12 protein-coding genes are annotated in these 17,990 nt (G+C 72.3%); 3 read left to right on the top strand and 9 right to left on the bottom strand.

Translation table 11 applies throughout. From position 1 onward, the window contains the following. Positions 1 to 125: 125 nt before the first annotated feature. Positions 126 to 929 carry a sporulation protein gene (locus OG462_RS25245; RefSeq protein ID WP_406060958.1) on the top strand — a complete coding sequence of 268 codons (804 nt, stop codon included), beginning with the start codon at positions 126 to 128 and terminating at the stop codon, positions 927 to 929. A gap of 76 nt (positions 930 to 1,005) precedes the next feature. Here the strand turns inward: OG462_RS25245 and OG462_RS25240 are convergent, their stop codons facing one another. From OG462_RS25240 to OG462_RS25210, 7 genes are all read right to left on the bottom strand, one after another. Continuing rightward, positions 1,006 to 2,139, bottom strand: a complete 1,134-nt coding sequence (locus OG462_RS25240) for an acyl-CoA dehydrogenase family protein (protein WP_406060956.1) — start codon at positions 2,137 to 2,139, stop codon at positions 1,006 to 1,008. Further along, entirely contained in the window at positions 2,136 to 4,061 is a 1,926-nt protein-coding gene (locus OG462_RS25235; RefSeq protein ID WP_406066708.1) for an acetyl/propionyl/methylcrotonyl-CoA carboxylase subunit alpha, read from the bottom strand. Before OG462_RS25235 ends, OG462_RS25240 begins: the two co-directional genes overlap by 4 nt. A gap of 56 nt (positions 4,062 to 4,117) precedes the next feature. Beyond that, a complete protein-coding gene (locus tag OG462_RS25230; protein WP_406060955.1) occupies positions 4,118 to 5,716 on the bottom strand; it encodes an acyl-CoA carboxylase subunit beta in 1,599 nt (532 codons plus the stop codon). Beyond that, on the bottom strand, positions 5,713 to 7,404 hold the full coding sequence (locus tag OG462_RS25225; RefSeq protein WP_406060953.1) for an acyclic terpene utilization AtuA family protein: 1,692 nt from the start codon (positions 7,402 to 7,404) through the stop codon (positions 5,713 to 5,715). The genes OG462_RS25230 and OG462_RS25225 overlap by 4 nt, the downstream gene beginning before the upstream one ends. Continuing rightward, positions 7,404 to 8,195, bottom strand: coding sequence for a TIGR03084 family metal-binding protein (locus tag OG462_RS25220; protein ID WP_406060952.1), 792 nt, complete (start codon positions 8,193 to 8,195; stop codon positions 7,404 to 7,406). Before OG462_RS25220 ends, OG462_RS25225 begins: the two co-directional genes overlap by 1 nt. A gap of 1,123 nt (positions 8,196 to 9,318) precedes the next feature. Beyond that, complete coding sequence (locus tag OG462_RS25215; RefSeq protein ID WP_406060950.1) at positions 9,319 to 9,696, bottom strand: VOC family protein; 378 nt, start codon at positions 9,694 to 9,696, stop codon at positions 9,319 to 9,321. Positions 9,697 to 9,746: 50 nt separating this feature from the next. Continuing rightward, positions 9,747 to 10,691 (bottom strand): EamA family transporter, encoded by a 945-nt coding sequence (locus OG462_RS25210; protein WP_406066706.1) that lies wholly within the window; start codon positions 10,689 to 10,691, stop codon positions 9,747 to 9,749. Positions 10,692 to 10,862: 171 nt separating this feature from the next. On the opposite strand from OG462_RS25210, the gene OG462_RS25205 reads away from it, so the two are divergent. Continuing rightward, positions 10,863 to 11,720, top strand: coding sequence for a LysR family transcriptional regulator (locus tag OG462_RS25205; protein WP_406060948.1), 858 nt, complete (start codon positions 10,863 to 10,865; stop codon positions 11,718 to 11,720). A 960-nt stretch (positions 11,721 to 12,680) separates the two neighbouring features. Here the strand turns inward: OG462_RS25205 and OG462_RS25200 are convergent. Continuing rightward, entirely contained in the window at positions 12,681 to 15,512 is a 2,832-nt protein-coding gene (locus OG462_RS25200) for an FAD-binding and (Fe-S)-binding domain-containing protein (RefSeq protein WP_406060946.1), read from the bottom strand. A gap of 51 nt (positions 15,513 to 15,563) precedes the next feature. On the opposite strand from OG462_RS25200, the gene serC reads away from it, so the two are divergent. Next, entirely contained in the window at positions 15,564 to 16,682 is a 1,119-nt protein-coding gene (gene serC / locus OG462_RS25195; protein WP_266895025.1) for a phosphoserine transaminase, read from the top strand. A 134-nt stretch (positions 16,683 to 16,816) separates the two neighbouring features. Here the strand turns inward: serC and OG462_RS25190 are convergent, their stop codons facing one another. Beyond that, on the bottom strand, positions 16,817 to 17,815 hold the full coding sequence (locus OG462_RS25190) for a helix-turn-helix domain-containing protein (protein ID WP_406060944.1): 999 nt from the start codon (positions 17,813 to 17,815) through the stop codon (positions 16,817 to 16,819). Between the last annotated feature and the right edge of the window lie 175 nt (positions 17,816 to 17,990).

The following is a 17,990-nucleotide window of genomic DNA, read 5'->3' as shown; positions in this document are numbered from 1 at the left end:
TCACATCCGGGGGCCCTTCATGCGAAATGCGAGACCCGATCGGAATCGGCACCCCGCGCCGGACCATGCCCCGAACAACCGAACTGCCTTTCCCGGCACGGCCGTCCGCCGGTTAGCCTGCGCGCATGGTCTTCAAACGTCTGCTGGGCATGGGCGGCATACCGCTCGAAATCGACACCGTCGTGCAGTCCGAGCCGGCGCTGCCGGGAGGCGTCCTGCGCGGGGAAGTGGTGCTGCGCGCCCCCGATCGCCGCGTCGAGGTGAAGTCGATCTATCTGAAGCTCGTCACCGACGCTCCCGTGGCCCACAAGGGCGACGGTGACGGGGAGCACGGCGACACGTTCGACTACCCGAGCATGAGCGGCTACTTCACCCTGGAGAAGGGCGAGGAGAAGCGGGTCCCCATCCGCCACCGGCTCAAGTGGGAGACCCCGCTGACCGAGGTGAAGGGGCAACAGCTCGGGGTCCACCTGGGCCTGCACACCGAGGTCGAAGCCGAGGGGATCAAGGCCCAGACGGACGACGACCTCGTGCACATCACCGCGCTGCCCCTCCACGAGGCCGTCCTGGACGCCTTCGCCGCCGAGGGGTACGCCTTCCGGACCTCGCGGATCCACACCGGGAACATCCCCCGCACCGAGTACCACGTCTACCGGACGCAGGGGCTGCTGCTCGTCGACCAGCTGACCGGGCAGGACCGCCCGAAGGAGCTGGAGCTGCACTTCCACACCAACGCGGTCGGCTGCGAGATCTTCCTCCGCATGGCGGCCATCGGCGAGCGGCACTGGAAGAACAAGCCGCCGGCCCGGCGCTTCGTGGCCGCCCACCACGAGGTCGGCCAGGTGGACTTCGGCGAGGCGGTCCGCCGCTGGATCGGCGAGGTCGTCCTCCTCGGCAGCAGCCACGCCGCCGCCGACGACGAGGACTGATCCGGACCCGCCGCCCGTCCCCCTTCCTGGGGGGAACGGGCGCCCGCAGGCCGGGACTTCCTTCGCCACCGGGACCTCAGTACGACTTGGGCAGCCCCAGTGTCTGGTGCGACACGTAGTTGAGGATCATCTCCCGGCTGACCGGGGCGATACGGGCCACCCGCGCCGCCGTGATCAGCCGGGCCAGGCCGAACTCACGGGTCAGGCCGTTGCCGCCGAGCGTGTGGACCGCCTGGTCCACGGCCCTCACACAGGCCTCCGCCGCCGCGTACTTGGCCATGTTGGCGGCCTCGCCCGCGCCCATGTCGTCGCCCGCGTCGTAGAGGTGCGCGGCCTTCGCCATCATCAGACGGGCCAGTTCCAGTTCGATGTGCGCCTGCGCGAGCGGATGCGCGATCGCCTGGTGGGCGCCGATCGGGGCCTTCCAGACCTGGCGCTCCTTCGCGTACTTCACGGCCTGCGCGAGGGCGTACCGGCCCATGCCGATCGCGAACGCGGCCGTCATGATCCGCTCCGGGTTGAGCCCCGCGAAGAGCTGGAGCAGACCCGCGTCCTCGTCACCGACGAGTGCGTCGGCCGGCAGGTGCACCTCGTCGAGCGTCAGCTCGAACTGCTTCTCGTTCGCGTCGAGTTCCATCTCGATGTGCCGTCGCTGGAAGCCGGGGGCGTCACGCGGGACGATGAAGAGACAGGGCTTGAGGCTGCCCGTGCGGGCGTCCGACGTACGGCCCACGATCAGCGTCGCGTCGGCGATGTCGACGCCCGACACGAACACCTTCCGTCCGTCGAGGACCCAGCCCTCCTCCGTACGGGTCGCGGTGGTCGTGATGCGGTGCGAGTTCGAGCCGGCGTCCGGCTCCGTGATGCCGAACGCCATCGTCCGCGAGCCGTCCGCCAGACCCGGCAGCCAGGCCCGCTTCTGCTCCTCCGTACCGAAGCGGGCGATGACCGTGCCGCAGATCGCGGGCGAGACGACCATCATCAGGAGCGGCGCACCGGCGGCGCCGGCCTCCTCCAGGACGATCGACAGCTCGGCCATGCCGCCGCCCCCGCCGCCGTACTCCTCGGGGAGGTTCACACCGAGGTAGCCGAGCTTGCCGGCCTCCGCCCACAGCGTGGCCCGGTCGAAGCCGGGGCCGTGCCGGTGGCCGAGCGCGGAGACGGCGGCGCGGAGCGCGGTCAGCTCTTCACTTTCGATCATGGTGCTCATACGGTCTGGTCCTCCTGTGCTGCTTCGGTCGTGGCGTCGTCCGAGACGACGGCGAGCAGGGCACCGACCTCGACCTGGCGGCCGGGGGCGGCGTGGAGTGCGGTGAGCGTGCCGGAGGCGGGGGCGATGACGCGGTGCTCCATCTTCATGGCCTCCAGCCAGAGGAGCGGCTGCCCGGCGGTGACCCGGTCGCCGACGGCGAGACCGTCCGCGACCCGAACGACGGTGCCGGGCATGGGTGCGAGCAGGGAGCCGGGGGCCGTCTGCTCACGGGGGTCGGTGAAGCGAGGACGAGCCGTGAGCCGGTGCGGACCGGCATGGACGGTGCCGTCCTCGTACGCCGTGACGTCGAAGTGCCGTACGACACCGGAGACTTCGAGGCTGACACGGCCGGGGGCCGCCGAGACGACCCCGATGCCTTCGGGTGCCGTGACCTCGTACCCGCCGCCCCGCGTCGGCCGGTAGCGGACCTCGTGGTCCCCGTACGTCCGCGTCTCGTCCTGCGAGCGGACGTTCCGCCAGCCCCCGCCGAAACGCCCCCTGCCGGCGACCGCCCCGGCGAGGGCGGCGGCGACGGCCGCGTACTCCTCGCCGCCCCGGGGGCGGCTCAGCGTGTCCAGGTTCCGGTCGTAGAACCCGGTGTCGAGCAGGCCGGGGTTCCCGAACTCGGCGTGCCGCAGCGAGGCGACGAGCAGGTCCCTGTTGGTGGCGGGCCCGTGGATGACGGTCCGGTCGAGGACGTGGGCCAGTTTGCGCACGGCCTCGGCGCGGGTCGGGGCGTGCACGACGACCTTGGCGAGCAGGGCGTCGTACTGCACCGGCACGGTGTCCCCGGAGACGTACCCGGTGTCGACGCGGATCCCCGGACCGGCGGGGAACTCCAGACGGTGCAGCACGCCCGCCTGCGGGGTCCACCCGGCGGCCGGGTCCTCGGCATAGAGCCGGGCCTCGACCGCATGGCCGAACGGCCCCGGCCGGCCGCCGCCCCGGGCCGCCGGCTCCTTGACGTCGGGAAGCCGGTTGCCCTCGGCCACGGAGATCTGGAGGGCGACGAGGTCGACTCCGAACACCTCCTCCGTCACCGGGTGTTCGACCTGGAGGCGGGTGTTCATCTCCAGGAACTGCATGTGGGCGCCGGCGAGCAGGAACTCGACCGTCCCCACACCGACGTAGCCGACCTTCTCCGCGGCGTCCCTCGCGATCTCGGACAGCTCGCCGAGGACATCGGGATGCAGCTCGGGAGCGGGCGCCTCCTCGATCACCTTCTGGTGGCGGCGCTGGAGCGAGCAGTCACGGGCGCCGAGCGTCATGACGCCGCCGTGCTTGTCCGCGACGACCTGCACCTCGACGTGCCGGCCGTTCTCGACGTACGGCTCGACGAAGACCTCGCCGTCCCCGAAGGCGCTCGCCGCCTCCGCCGACGCCGACTCCAACGCGCCTGCCAGATCACCCAGTTCTCGTACGATCCGCATGCCGCGGCCGCCGCCGCCCGCCGCCGCCTTCACCAGCACGGGCAGGTCGCCCTCGGTGACCTCGGCCAGGGGGGCGATGCCGAGGAGTTCCTTCGCGCGGGTCTTCGAGCCCATCACCTCGATCACCTCCGGCGGCGGGCCGATCCAGACCAGGCCCGCGCCGATCACCGTACGGGCGAAGTCGGCGTTCTCGGAGAGGAAGCCGTAGCCGGGGTGGACGGCGTCCGCGCCCGCGGCCAGCGCCGCCTTCACCACCAGATCGCCCCGCAGGTACGTCTCCGAGGGCGCGGCCCCCGGCAGCCGTACCGCCGTGTCCGCCTCCCGTACGTGCAAGGCGTCGGCGTCCACGTCCGAGTACACGGCGACGGTGGAAATGCCCAGCTCACGGCAGGTACGGAAGACCCGGCAGGCGATCTCGCCCCGGTTCGCGACAAGGACGGAGGTGATCATCGAGGTCATCGGAGCCATCGAGGTCATGGGGGCCATCGAGGTCATGGGGAGGGGCCTCACATTCGGAAGACGCCGAAGCCGCCGCGCGCGCCCTCGACCGGTGCCGTGTGGATCGCGGAGAGGCACAGCCCGAGGACCGTGCGGGTGTCGCGGGGGTCGATGACCCCGTCGTCGTAGAGCCGGCCGGAGAGGAACATCGGCAGGGACTCGGACTCGATCTGCGCCTCGACGAGGGCCCGGAGACCGGCGTCGGCCTCCTCGTCGTACGGCTGCCCCTTCGCGACGGCGCTCGCCCGCGCCACGATGGAGAGGACACCGGCGAGCTGCTGCGGCCCCATGACGGCGGACTTGGCGCTCGGCCAGGCGAACAGGAAGCGCGGGTCGTACGCGCGGCCGCACATGCCGTAGTGCCCGGCGCCGTAACTCGCCCCCATGAGGACGGACAGGTGGGGGACACGGGAATTCGACACGGCGTTGATCATCATCGCGCCGTGCTTGATGATCCCGCCCTGCTCGTACTCCTTGCCGACCATGTAGCCGGTGGTGTTGTGGAGGAAGACGAGCGGGATGTCGCGCTGGTTGGCCAGCTGGATGAACTGCGCGGCCTTCTGCGACTCCGGACCGAAGAGGACGCCCTGCGCATTGGCGAGGACACCGACCGGGTAGCCGTGCAGGCTCGCCCAACCGGTGACGAGCGACGGCCCGTACAGCGGCTTGAACTCGTCGAAGTCGGAGCCGTCGACGATCCGGGCGATCACCTCGCGCGGATCGAAGGGGGTCTTGAGGTCCCCGGGCACGATGCCGAGGAGTTCGTCCTCGTCGTACTTCGGGGGTTCCGCGAGGCCCGGGTCGGGCTGGGCCTTGCGGTGGTTGAGACGGGCCACGATCCGGCGGGCCTGACGGAGCGCATCGGCCTCGTCGACCGCGTAGTGGTCGGCGAGCCCGGACGTCCGCGCGTGCATCTCGGCGCCACCGAGCGATTCGTCGTCGCTCTCCTCCCCCGTCGCCATCTTCACCAGCGGCGGACCGCCGAGGAACACCTTCGACCGCTCCTTGATCATCACGGCGTGGTCGGACATGCCGGGGACGTACGCGCCACCGGCCGTCGAGTTGCCGAAGACGACCGCGATCGTGGGGATACCCGCGGCGGACAGGCGGGTGAGGTCACGGAAGAGCGCGCCGCCGGGGATGAAGATCTCCTTCTGGGAAGGGAGATCGGCGCCGCCGGACTCGACGAGCGAGATGACGGGCAGGCGGTTGGCGAAGGCGATCTCGTTGGCGCGGAGGGCCTTCTTCAGCGTCCAGGGGTTGGAGGCGCCACCCCGCACGGTCGGATCGTTGGCGGTGATCAGACACTCGACGCCCTCGACGACCCCGATCCCGGTGATCAGGGAGGCGCCGACCGCGTAGTCGCTGCCCCAGGCGGCGAGCGGCGACAGCTCCAGGAACGGGGAGTCGGGGTCCACGAGCAGCTCGATGCGCTCACGGGCGAGCATCTTGCCGCGCGCCCGGTGCCGGGCCGTGTACTTCTCGCCGCCGCCCGCGAGGGCCTTGGCGTGCTCGGCGTCGAGGACGGTGAGCTTGTCGAGCATGGCGGCGCGGTGGGCCTGGTAGTCGGATCCGCCGGTGTCGAGGGCGGAGGCGAGGACGGTCACAGCAGTCCCTCCGGGATGTCTGTTTCGCGGGAGCGGAGCCACTCACCGAGGGCCTTGGCCTGGGGGTCGAAACGGGCCTGGGAGGCGACGCCCTCGCCGAGGATCCCGGCGACGGTGAAGTTGAGCGCGCGGAGGTGCGGGAGGACGTGCCGGGTGACGTTCAAGTCGGCTGTCTCCGGCAGGAGTTCGGCCAGTCTCGCCACGGTCAGGGTGTGGGCGAGCCAGCGCCACTCCTCCTCCGTGCGGACCCAGACGCCGATGTTGGCGTCGCCACCCTTGTCGCCGCTGCGGGCGCCGACGAGACGACCGAGGGGGACGCGCCGGGTGGGCCCCGGCGGGAGCGGCTCGGGAAGGGCCGGCTCCGGGACGGGCTCCAGTTCCCGCGTCCGAGGCGGTACGGGGACGGGGACACGGGCCCCGTCAGGGAGGACAGCCGTGTGCGGGACGTCGGCGGCGGGGACGTACTCCGTGTCGAAGACCCCGTAGGGAGCGCCCTTCCCCGGTGGGGCCGTGACGTGGAAACCGGGGTAGCTCGCGAGGGCGAGTTCGATGGCCGCGCCGGTGAGGGCCCGGCCGACTGCCTCCGGGGCCGGGTCCCGGACGACGAGCCGGAGGAGGGCGCTCGCGGTCTCCTCCGTGTCCGCGTCGGGCCGGTCGGTGCGGGCGAGTTCCCAACGGACCTCACGGGGACGCCCGTTGGCGAGGGCGTCCTCGATCTGGGCCCGCACGAGTCCGACCTTCTCCTCGATGTCGAGGCCCGTCAGGACGAACACGACCTCGTTGCGGAAGCCGCCGAGCCTGCTGAGCCCGACCTTGAGCGTCGGGGGCGGCGCCTCACCCCGTACGCCGTCGATCCGGACCCGGTCGGGGCCCTCCTGGGTGAGCCGGACGCTGTCGAGCCGGGCGGTGACATCGGGGCCGGGGTAGCGGGCGCCGGCCGTCTCGTAGAGGAGCTGGGCCGTGACCGTACCGACGTCGACGAGGCCGCCGGTGCCGGGGTGCTTGGTGATGACCGCGCTGCCGTCCTCGTGGAGCTCGGCGAGCGGGAAGCCGGGGCGGCGGAAGACCGCCGGGTCGTGCTCGCGGAAGAAGGCGTAGTTCCCGCCGGTGGCCTGGGTGCCGCACTCCAGGACGTGCCCGGCGACGACCGCGCCCGCGAGCTTGTCGTACTCCTCGGGGCCCCAGCCGAAGTGCCACTGCGCGGGCCCGGTGACGAGGGCGGCGTCGGTGACCCGGCCGGTGACGACGACATCGGCACCGGCAGCGAGACAGGCGGCGATTCCGGCACCGCCGAGGTAGGCGTTGGCGGCCAACGCACCGTCGGCGGCCGGGAGTCGGTCGCCCTCGACATGCGCGATACGGACCTGGAGGCCGAGCTTCGAGGCGAGGGCGCGCAGGGCGTCGGCGAGGCCGGCGGGGTTGAGGCCGCCGGCGTTGGAGACGATCCGGACCCCGCGCTCGTGGGCGAGACCGAGGCTCTCCTCCATCTGGCGCAGGAAGGTCTTGGCGTACCCGGCGCTCGGGTCCTTGAGCTGGTCGCGGCCGAGGATGAGCATGGTCAGCTCGGCCAGGTAGTCGCCGGTGAGGACGTCGATCGCGCCGTCGGGCCCGCCGCCGGTGAGCATCTCGCGGACGGCGTCGAAACGGTCGCCGTAGAAGCCGGAGGCGTTGCCGATACGGAGGACCATCACCGGTCCTCTTCGGCGGTACGGCCCGGGCCCGCCGGGCCCGCGAAGGCCTGGGCGATGGTGAGCCAGTGCGCGGCGTCGGGGCCGACGGCGAGCAGGGCGGTGTCGGCACGGTGGACGCGCTGGGTGACGAGCAGACAGAAGTCGAGAGCGGACCCGGTGACCCTCTGGCCGGCATCCTCGGGTCCGTACACCCACAACTCACCACCGGGAGCAACGAGTTCCACCCGGAAGGGCTCGGTGGGCGCGGGAAGACCCCGCACCAGGTAGGCGTAGTCGCGGGCGCGGTGGCCGATCCAGGCGACGTGCCGGAGACGGGCGGTGGGGGTGCGGACGACCCCGAGGGCGTCGGCGACGTCCTGGCCGTGCGCCCAGGTCTCCATGAGCCGGGCGGTGGCCATGGCGGGGGCACTCATGGGCGGCCCGTACCAGGGGAAGCGCGCGCCGGGCGGGACCGCGCGAAGGGCGTCCTGGAGCCGCTCACGCCCGTCGCGCCAGCGGGCGAGAAGCTCGACGGGCGGCAGCTTCGCTCCCTCCTCGGCCCCCTCGTCGACGAAGCGATCGGGCGCGGCGAGGGCCTTCCCGGCCTCAGCGGCGAAGGCCTCGGCGTCCGTGGCGGCGAGGAGCGCGGCGCGATCGGTCCAGGCGAGGTGCGCGATCTGATGGGCGACGGTCCAGCCGGGCGCGGGGGTGGGCGTACCCCACCGCTCCTCGCTCAACTCGCTGACAAGACGGTCGAGTTCGTCACTCTCGTCGCGCAGGTCGTCGAGGACGACGACGGGGTCGGACACGGTGCGCTCCCCTCGGGGACGGGCGTTCACGGGCCTTCGCGAGGAGCATGACAGTGGGGACAGAAACAATCAAGCGTGCTTGCTTTAGATTATGGGGTCGCGGCAACCCCGGGGGCGGGGGGCGCCGGCCGCACGGCCGGCGCGGAGCGCGGGGGGGCGCCCGAGGTGTGACACGTTCCCGCGCTTCCTCGACTTCCCCGCGCTTCCTCGACTCCCTCATGCTTCCTCGACTCCCTCTGGATCAAGGCCGCCAGAACCGTGGCGGCGACCACGAGGGCAAGGGAACGGAAAGGGGCGGAACCACGGCCGACCTCCACACCTCCACACCTCCAGACCTCCAGACCTCCAGACCTCCAGACCTCCAGACCTCCAACGATGACCAGCGGGGCTACGCGGCGACCCGCCGCGACCGAGGTACCGGTGGAGGTCTGGAGATGTGGAGGCGAGGCCCGGCGCAGAGGTACTGGGGGCGGGGGTTTCGGGTGGGGTGCGGGTGCGGCCGCCCTCTTTCCGAGTGTGGCGTCCTCCACCGCCGCATCAAGGGCAAGTCGGCTTCGCCGATGGCCTTCGGCCACCCTTGACCCGGCGGCGGAGGCCGCCTTTTCACACTCGGAGGGCGGCCGGGGGGCGTGGCCTACGCGGACTGCCCGGGCAGTGGCCGCCCGCCGCTTGCGGCTGTCGGCCGGTGGGTGGGGGCTGGGTTTGCGGCGGGGCCGGGTCGCGACCTTCCGTCGGTCGGGGGTGCGCGGTTGTTGAATGGGGCGGCCGGGCCTTGCTTAGCGGGTTGCGGTGGTGGGTTGGTCGGGCTTCAGGCCCCGCTGGTCTGTGTTGGTGGGTGGTCGGTGGTGCTGGCGGAGGTTTCCTGCAGTAACTCGGAATGGGGAGGGTGATTCACCCCTTTTGAGGGGGTATTCGTGGGCCTGCTCCTCGGAGAAATGCAGGGTTATCCACGCCACCCCCCACCAGGAGTGACCAGCGGGGCCTGAAGCCCCACCCCGAGCCACTCCGCCAGTCGCTGAGCCCAGCCCAGCTGCCCCATTCAACTCCCGCGCACCACCGACCGACGGAAGATCTCCACCCACCCCCACCACAAACCAACCGAACGCCCCCCGTTCCTGTGACGTCAGTGTCGGACCAGGCAGAACGGGTGGCCCGCCGGGTCCGCGTAGACGCGCCAGCTTCGGTTGCCGTTGCCCGCGTCCAGGAGGGTCGCCCCCTGGGCGAGGACCTGTTCCTCGGCGTCGTCCAGGTTCGATACGGCGAAGTCCAGGTGGGACTGCTGGGGGCGCTCCGGAGTCGGCCACGTCGGTGGGCGGTAGTCCGCGACCCCTTGGAAGCAGAGGACCAGCCCACCCGGGGTGTGCAGGGTGGACCAGTCCTTGCCGAGGGACCACCGGCGGTCCGGGCGGTCCACCTCGCCGCCGAGCACCCCGCGGTAGAACTCGGCGAGTTCGGCGGGGGCCGGGCAGTCGACGACCAGGCACTGCAGTTCAGCGATCATGCACGGATCCTAGGATCCGCCCCCAAGGACAGCGCCCCTGGTGCCCTGACCTACTCCATCGCCCGCTCCCTCGCGGCAGCCCGCACCTGCGTCCGTACCGCGCCCATGCTCGCCCCGATGACCAGGGCGATCGCGAGGGCGTCGGTCAGTGACAGAGCCTGACTGAGGATGAGGAAGCCGGCCGTCGCCGCGATGGCCGGTTCCAGGCTCATCAGGATCGCGAAGGTAGGGGCGGGCAGGCGGCGCAGGGCGAGGAGTTCAAGGGTGTACGGCAGGACCGAGGACATCAGCGCGACCGCGAGGCCGAGGCCGATCGTCGACGGTACGAGGAGCCTGTCGCCTCCCTCCGCGATGCCCAGCGGCAGGCTGAGGACGGCCGCGAAGGCCATCGCGAGCGCGAGCCCGTCCGCCTGCGGGAAACGGCGCCCCGTACGCGCACTGAACACGATGTACGTGGCCCACATCGCGCCCGCCGCGAGCGCGAAGGCCGCACCCACCGGGTCGAGCCGGTCGAAGCCGCCGCCGCTGAGCAGGACGACGCCGCCGAGGGCGAGTCCCGCCCAGAACAGGTTCATCAGCCGGCGGGAGGCGACCACCGAGAGGATCAGCGGGCCGAGGACCTCCAGGGTCACGGCGGCGCCCAGCGGGATCCGGTCTGCGGCCTGGTAGAAGAGGACGTTCATCCCCGCCATCGCCGCGCCGAACGCGACGATCGTGCCCCAGTCCGCACGGCCGTAGCCGCGGACCTTCGGGCGGCAGACGATCAGCAGGACCGCGGCGGCGAGCACGAGTCGCAGGGTGACGACGCCGAGGGCGCCGGCCCGGGGCATGAGGAGGACGGCGAGAGCCGATCCGAACTGTACGGAGAGCCCACCCGTGACGACGAGCGCGACGGGCCCGAGCCGGTGGCCCGCCAGCCCCTTCGGCCCTCGGGTGGGGCCGGGGGCGTGGGCGCCCGTCGGCTGCGCGCCGACCGCGGTCCCCGCCGGGACCACCTCCTGCACCGGACTGCTGTCCACCGACGACTCCTCAGTTGTTCATTTCATTGCACTTTCAGTCCAGAATAGTGCACTCCAGGGCTGCTGTCACCGCAGTTCCCCTCCCACGCTACGAGCCCCCGCGCGGCACCGGAAATGCCGATTGCGCTGCGGTTATGCTCCGGACGCATGAGCATCGAGCTACGCCACCTCCGCTGCTTCCTCGCCATCGCCGAGGAATCCAGCCTCACCAGAGCGGCCGCCCGGCTCCACCTCACCCAACCCGCCGTCTCCCGCACGCTCGCCGCCCTGGAACAGCACCTCGGCGCCCGGCTCGTCGACCGCTCCACCCACCACCTCGCCCTCACCGCCGAGGGCCGTGCCTTCCAGGACCGGGCCGCAGCCGCCCTCGCCGCGTTCGAGGCCGCCGTCGACCCGGCCAGGCTGCGCCACCGGCCCCTGCGCCTCGGGCACGCCTGGTCGGCCTTCGGCCCGTACACGACTCCCCTGCTCCGACGCTGGCAGCGCGAACACCCCGAGACCCCGCTCGAACTCCTCCGCATCGACGACCGCACGGCCGGCCTCACCCGGGGCGAGGTGGACGCGGCCCTGCTCCGGGGGCCGGTCGACGCGCCGGGCTTGGTCACCGAGGAGCTCACCACGGAGGAACGCGTCGCCGCCGTACCCGCCGACAGCCCGCTCGCCGAACGGCCCCGGCTCAGCCTCGATGACCTGGCCGGCGGAACCGTCGTCCTCAACACCGTCTCCGGTACGACCACCCTCACGCTCTGGCCGGCGGCCGCGCGCCCGGCGGCGACCGTCACTGTCGCCAACACCGACGACTGGCTGACGGCGATCGCGGCGGGCAGGGGCGTCGGCGTCTCGTCCGCGTCCACGGCGGCGCTGCACCCGCACCCGGGGGTCACGTACCGCCCGCTGCCCGACGCGCCGCCGCTACCGGTGATCCTGGCCTGGCGGGACGCGTTCCCGCACCCGGCGACGGGGGCGCTGGTGGCGATGGCACGCGAGATCGTCGGCGATGGATGAGCCAGTGGGGGATGAAGGGACCTCGCATCGAGGACGCGGGAGGCGCGGGAGAGCGCGACCGGCGACCTGCGACTGGGCGGGCGACGGGGGTGGGCCGGGTACGCGGGCTTCTGGTGGGACCGCCCTCTCTCCGAGAGTCGCTCCTTCCGGTGGTGCGTCAAGGGCGCTCCTTCGTCGCGTCGCTGCGCGATGGCCTTCGGCCACCCTTGACCCACCACCTCCAGGAGCGAGAACACTCTCGGAGGGCGGTCCGGGGGGCGGGTCCACGCCGGGCTTCGGGCAGCATCCGGGGCGGGAGGGCGCCTGACGGGTCGGTGGGTGGGGGCTTGGTTTGTGGTGGGGGTGGGTGGACCGCGTCCCTGGGTTCGGGGTGCGCGACCGTTGAATGGGGCGGCCCGGCTCGGCTTAGCGACCGACGGCCGTCGGTTGGTCGGGATTCAGGCCCCGCTGGTCTGTGTGGGTGGGTGGTCGGCGGCGCTGGCGGAGGTTTCTCGCAGTAACTCGGGCACGAGTGGGGGATTTGACCCCTTTGGTGGTTAATCCCGCGCCTGCTACTCGGAGAAATGCAGGGTTTCCCCGCTTTCCACCCACCGGGAGCGACCAGCGGGGCCTGAAGCCCGACCAACCCGCCAACGCAACCCGCCAAGCAAGGCCCAGCTGCCCCATTCAACTCCCGCACACCCCGAACCCACCGACGCCGCCCACCCACCCCTGCCACAAACCAAGCCCCCACCCACCGACCGACAGCCGCCCTCCGACCCCGGATACTGCCCGGACAGTCCGCGTAGGCCATGCCCCCCCAGCCGCCCTCCGAGTGTGAAAAGGCGGCCTCCGCCGCCGGGTCAAGGGTGGCCGAAGGCCATCGCGCAGCGACGCCGAAGTCGCCCTTGATGCGGTGGTGGAGGACGCCACACTCGGAAAGAGGGCGGCCGCACCCGCACCCCACCCGAAACCCCCGCCTCAGCGACCTTCCCCCGTGTCCAGGCCCTCCGCCAGGCCCTCTGCCAGCACCTCCGCCATGTGCCGCGCCCTCGTCCCCGTCAGGTCCCCGATCTGTGTCCTGCACGAGAAGCCGTCCGCCAGGACGGCCGTGTGAGTGGCGGCGGTCCGCAGCGACGGCAGGAGCTGGTCCTCCGCGCACGCGACCGAGACCTCGTAGTGGCCCGGTTCAAAGCCGAAGTTGCCCGCCAGGCCGCAGCAGCCTCCCGCCAACTCACCCTCCAAACCCGCGCGTTCGCGGAGGCGGCGCTCCGCCGCGTCGCCCAGGACCGCGTGCTGGTGGCAGTGGGTCTGGCCGGTGACCGGGCGGTCCAGGCGCGGCGGCTCCCACTCCGGCGCCAGGGTCTCCAGCGCCTCCGCGAAGGTCCGTACCGACGCCGCCAGCCGGGCCGCCCTCGGGTCGTCCGGCAGCAGTTCCGGCAGGTCGGTCCGGAGCGTCGCCGCGCAGGAGGGTTCGAGGACCACGACGGGGCCCGTCCCCCTCCCGTCCACCACGTCCAGCGTCCGCCGCATCACCTTCCGCGCTGCCCCCAACTGTCCCGTCGACACGTACGTGAGTCCACAGCAGACCCGGCCGGGTGGCAGTTCCACTCCCAGGCCCGCGTCCTCCAGGACGCGGACGGCCGCCTGTCCCACCTCCGGGGCCAGGTGGTTCGTGAACGTGTCCGGCCACAGCGTCAGCGTCGGCGGGCGGTTCGAGGCGCGTTCGGCGAACCAGGAGACGAAGGGCCGTTCCGCCACCCTCGGCATCGTCCGCTCCGGTGTCACCCCCGCGAGCCGCGCGGCGAACGGCAGCCTCATCGCCGCGTTCAGCCCCCGCCCGAAGTGCGCCAGCCATCCCGGGAGCCGGCCCATCGTCCAGTGGGAGCGCGGCCGCCGCAGGTGGCCGAGCAGGCCCGCGTAGTGCCGGTCCAGGAACTCCGCCTTGTACGCGGCCATGTCGACGCCCACCGGGCAGTCGCTGCGGCAGCCCTTGCAGGACAGGCACAGGTCCAGCGCCTCCCTGACCTCCTCCGAGCGCCAGCCGTCCGTGATGACCTCACCCAGCGCCATCTCGTGGAGCAGCCGCGCCCTCCCCCGGGTGGAGTGTTTCTCCTCCCCCGTCGCCCGGTAGGAAGGACACATCACCTCTGGGCCGGAACTCGGGCCGTCCACCCGGCACTTGGCCACTCCCACGCACTTCGCCGCGGCACGCCCCACCCCCACCAGCGGCAGCCCTTCGAACCGCAGCCCCTCGTCGAGTCGGCGCGGGCGCACCAGCATCCCCGGGTTCAGGCCCCCGTCCGGGTCCCACACGTCCTTGACCGCGCCGAACAGGCCGACGAGCTCCTCCCCGTACATCTTCGGCAGCAGTTCAGCCCGTGCCTGCCCGTCTCCGTGCTCCCCGGAGAGCGAGCCGCCGTGGGCGACCACCAGGTCCGCCACCGCCTCCGAGAACCGGCGGAAGTCCCGTACCCCCTTCTCCGTCCACAGATCGAAGTCGATCCGGACGTGCACGCAGCCGTCCCCGAAGTGGCCGTACGGGACTCCCCGGAGACCGAACTCCCGCAACAAGGAACGGAATTCGCGCAGATACGCCCCCAGCCGCGCCGGCGGCACCGCGCAGTCCTCCCAGCCCGGCCATGCCTCGCCCCCTCCCCCGGACTCCGTCCGGGAGGTGCCCCCAGGCATCCGCGTCGCCGTCCCGGCCGCGTCCTCCCGGATCCGCCACAGCGCCCGCTGCCCCGCCGGGTCCTTCACCACCGCGGAATCCACCGCGTCGGCCGCGCCCGCCAGCCGTCGGGCCGCGCCCTCCCCGTCCACCTCGCAAAACAGCCAGGCCCCGCCCCTCGGCAGCCTCACCGCGCCCGCCCCTCGTACGAGATCGGCCGCCATGCCCTCCACCGTGAGCGGGCCGTACGGGAGGAGGCCGACCGCCGCCTCGGCCGCCGCGCTCTCGTCCGCGTACCCCAACACCACCAGCACCGGCTCGGTCGGCAGCGGGACGAGCCGTACCGTCGCCTCCGTCACCACCCCCAGCGTCCCCTCGCTGCCGCAGAACGCGCGGGCCACGTCCACGCCCCGCTCCGGGAGGAGCGCGTCGAGCGCGTATCCGGAGATCCGGCGCGGCAGCCCCTGCGGATAGCCGGTCCGCAGGAGCGCGAGGTTCCGGTCGACGAGATCCCCCAGTCCCACCGGCGCCCCTCGCCCGTCCCTCCCCAGCGTCAACCTCTCGCCCCGGTACGTCATCACGTCCAGCGAGCGCACGTTGTCCGCCGTCGTGCCCCAGGCGACCGAGTGCGCCCCGCACGCGTTGTTGCCGATCATGCCGCCGAGGGTGCAGCGGCTGTGGGTCGACGGGTCGGGGCCGAAGGTCAGCCCGTACGGGCGTGCCGCCTCCCGCAGCCGGTCGAGGACGAGCCCCGGCCGGACGACCGCCGTCCGCGCCTCCGGGTCCAGGGAGACGAGTCCGGCCATGTGCCGTGTGAGGTCGAGCACGATGCCCGTGCCGGTGGCCTGGCCCCCGATGGACGTGCCGCCGCCGCGTGCGACGACCGGTGTCCCGTGCGCCCGGCACACCTCCAGGACCGCCGCCACGTCGTCGGCGTCGCGCGGCGCGACCGTACCGACCGGCACCCGGCGGTAGTTGGAGGCGTCCATGGTCGTCAGGGCGCGTGCCGTGGTCGAGAAGTCGACCTCCCCGGCGACGGCGGCGCGCAGCCCGGCGGCGAGTCCTGCGGCCTTCCCGACACGTTCCTGGGCGCGTACCTCGTGTGTTCCCACAGGCCCAGGATGTCTCAGACCTCGTCTCATCGGGCGGACATCCGGCGACCGGCCCCTTCCCGACCCGATACTCTCCGCCTCGTGGCTGATATCCAGATTCCCGCTGACATCAAGCCCGCCGACGGCCGTTTCGGCGCGGGCCCCTCCAAGGTGCGTACGGAGGCGCTGGACGCCCTGGCCGCCACCGGCACCTCTCTCCTCGGCACGTCCCATCGCCAGGCTCCGGTCAAGAACCTGGTCGGCGAGGTACGTACCGGCATCCGTGACCTCTTCTCGCTCCCCGAGGGATACGAGGTGATCCTGGGCAACGGCGGCTCCACCGCCTTCTGGGACGTCGCGACCCACGGTCTGATCGAGCACAAGTCGCAGCACCTCACCTTCGGCGAGTTCTCCTCCAAGTTCGCGAAGGCCGCCAAGCTGGCCCCGTGGCTGGCCGAGCCGACCGTGATCTCCTCCGACCCGGGCACCCACCCGGAGCCGGTGGCCGAGGCGGGCGTCGACGTCTACGCGTACACGCACAACGAGACCTCCACCGGTGTCGCCGCCCCGATCAAGCGGGTCGCCGGCGCGGACGCGGGCTCCCTCGTCCTGGTCGACGCGACCTCCGGCGCGGGCGGCCTCCCGGTCGACATCACCGAGACGGACGTCTACTACTTCGCCCCGCAGAAGTCCTTCGCCGCCGAGGGCGGCCTGTGGCTGGCGGCCTTCTCCCCGGCCGCCCTGGAGCGGGCGCAGACGATCCACGACTCCGGCCGGCACATCCCCGAGTTCTTCTCGCTGACGACGGCGATCGACAACTCGCTGAAGAACCAGACGTACAACACCCCGGCGCTCTCGACCCTCTTCCTGCTCAACGAGCAGCTGAAGTGGATCAACGGCCAGGGCGGCCTCGACTGGGCCGTGGCCCGGACGAAGGAGTCCTCGGACGCGCTGTACGGCTGGGCCGAGGAGTCCAAGTACGCGACGCCGTTCGTCACGGACGCAGCGAAGCGCTCGCAGGTCATCGGCACCATCGACTTCGCGGACGAGATCGACGCGGCCGCGGTCGCGAAGGTGCTGCGCGCCAACGGCATCGTCGACACCGAGCCGTACCGCAAGCTGGGCCGCAACCAGCTGCGCATCGCGATGTTCCCGGCGATCGACCCGGCGGACGTGCGCGCCCTGACGGCCTGCATCGACTACGTGATCGAGAAGCTGTAACCCGCTGTCGTACGGAGGGCCCGGCACCGGACACATCCGGTGCCGGGCCCTTCGGCGTGTCCGGTCCGCGTGTCCGGTCCGCGTGTCCGGTCCGCGTGTCCGGTCCGCGTGTCCGGTCCGCGTGTCCGGCTCCCTCAGCCTCCCGGGGCGAGCGGCGCCGAGAAGGCCGCGCGGCGGAAGTCGCTGGGCGGCATCCCGTACGCGCGGCGGAAGGCGCGGCTGAAGTCCGCCTGATGCCGGAAGCCCCAACGCCCGGCGATCTCGCCGATCCCGCGGTGGCCGAGGCTCCGGTCCGCGAGGTCGGCGCGGCTGCGTTCGAGGCGGAGGCGGCGGATCGTGGCGCCGACCGTCTCCGGCGCCGGCTGCTCGTGGAAGAGCAGGTGGAGCAGGCGGACGGAGATGTGGTGGTGGGCCGCGACGGCGGCCGGGCCGAGCCCGGGATCCGCCAGGTTGGCGTCGATGAACGCGCGGATCCGGGCGAGGAGGACCTGCCGTCGGGACTCGGAGGCCAGGGGGACCGGGCTGTCGGTCCGGGCGGCGAGGAAGGTGGCGGAGAGCGCGAGGGCGACGGCTCCCAGGCGGCGCAGCTCGGCGGGGTCGCACCGGCCGGCCTCGGTCCGCAGCCCGGTCAGGTACGAGGCGAGCAACGCACCTGAGCCGGTGCGGGCGGGCAGCGGGGTGCCGAGCAGCCGGTCGACCCGGTCCTGCGGCAGCGGCAGGGTGGCCCTGGGCAGGCGCAGCAGGCTGACGTGCGACAGCCGCCCCGTGTCGAGGAACTCGCAGCTCAGTGGGTGGGAGGTGTCGAAGAGCGCCATGTCCCCGGCGGTGAGCAGGGAGTTGTTGCGGCACTGTTCGATGCCGATGGGGCTGTCGTGGACGAGGAAGAGGAAGTACTGCTCGGGGTCGGCACTCCGGATGTGGGCGGCGGCCCGCCGCGCGGACATCGGCGAGAAGGCGAAGTCGGAGACGTCGGTGTCGGTCAGTTGGACCGACGTGGCGGTGCCGTGGAAGCGGTCGGCGTAGGGACTGGTGAGCGACACGGGCATGACGATGTCGCCGACCATGTGGGCCCACCACTCGAAGCCGTCGCGTGCGCTGACGCTGGTCGTGGATACCGATGCGCTCCCGTTCACGCTCACCCCCCAGTGATGTGTACACGCCCATCGTTGACCGCGGGCGGGCCGATCGGACAGGGCGAAGTCGGTCAACCCGGCCTGCGGGCTGCACTCGGCGTGAAAGGAACCTGCGCCCGGTGCCAACGACGCGAGGGGACCGTGCGCCCCAGAGTGATGACCCGATGCGAGAGAC

It is taken from the genome of Streptomyces sp. NBC_01077 (assembly GCF_045162855.1).
Classification (GTDB): domain Bacteria; phylum Actinomycetota; class Actinomycetes; order Streptomycetales; family Streptomycetaceae; genus Streptomyces.
The sequence above is the reverse complement of the archived record's forward strand: the minus strand, read 5'-3'. Positions and strand labels throughout refer to the sequence as shown.

Coding starts and splice junctions, on each gene's coding strand:
- OG462_RS25205 (WP_406060948.1), top strand. CDS start 10,863: ATGAGCATCGAGCTACGCCACCTCCGCTGCTTCCTCGCCATCGCCGAG.
- OG462_RS25245 (WP_406060958.1), top strand. CDS start 126: ATGGTCTTCAAACGTCTGCTGGGCATGGGCGGCATACCGCTCGAAATC.
- OG462_RS25235 (WP_406066708.1), bottom strand. CDS start 4,061: ATGATCACCTCCGTCCTTGTCGCGAACCGGGGCGAGATCGCCTGCCGG.
- OG462_RS25240 (WP_406060956.1), bottom strand. CDS start 2,139: ATGAGCACCATGATCGAAAGTGAAGAGCTGACCGCGCTCCGCGCCGCC.
- OG462_RS25225 (WP_406060953.1), bottom strand. CDS start 7,404: ATGGTCCTCCGTATCGGCAACGCCTCCGGCTTCTACGGCGACCGTTTC.
- OG462_RS25215 (WP_406060950.1), bottom strand. CDS start 9,696: ATGATCGCTGAACTGCAGTGCCTGGTCGTCGACTGCCCGGCCCCCGCC.
- OG462_RS25200 (WP_406060946.1), bottom strand. CDS start 15,512: ATGAGACGAGGTCTGAGACATCCTGGGCCTGTGGGAACACACGAGGTA.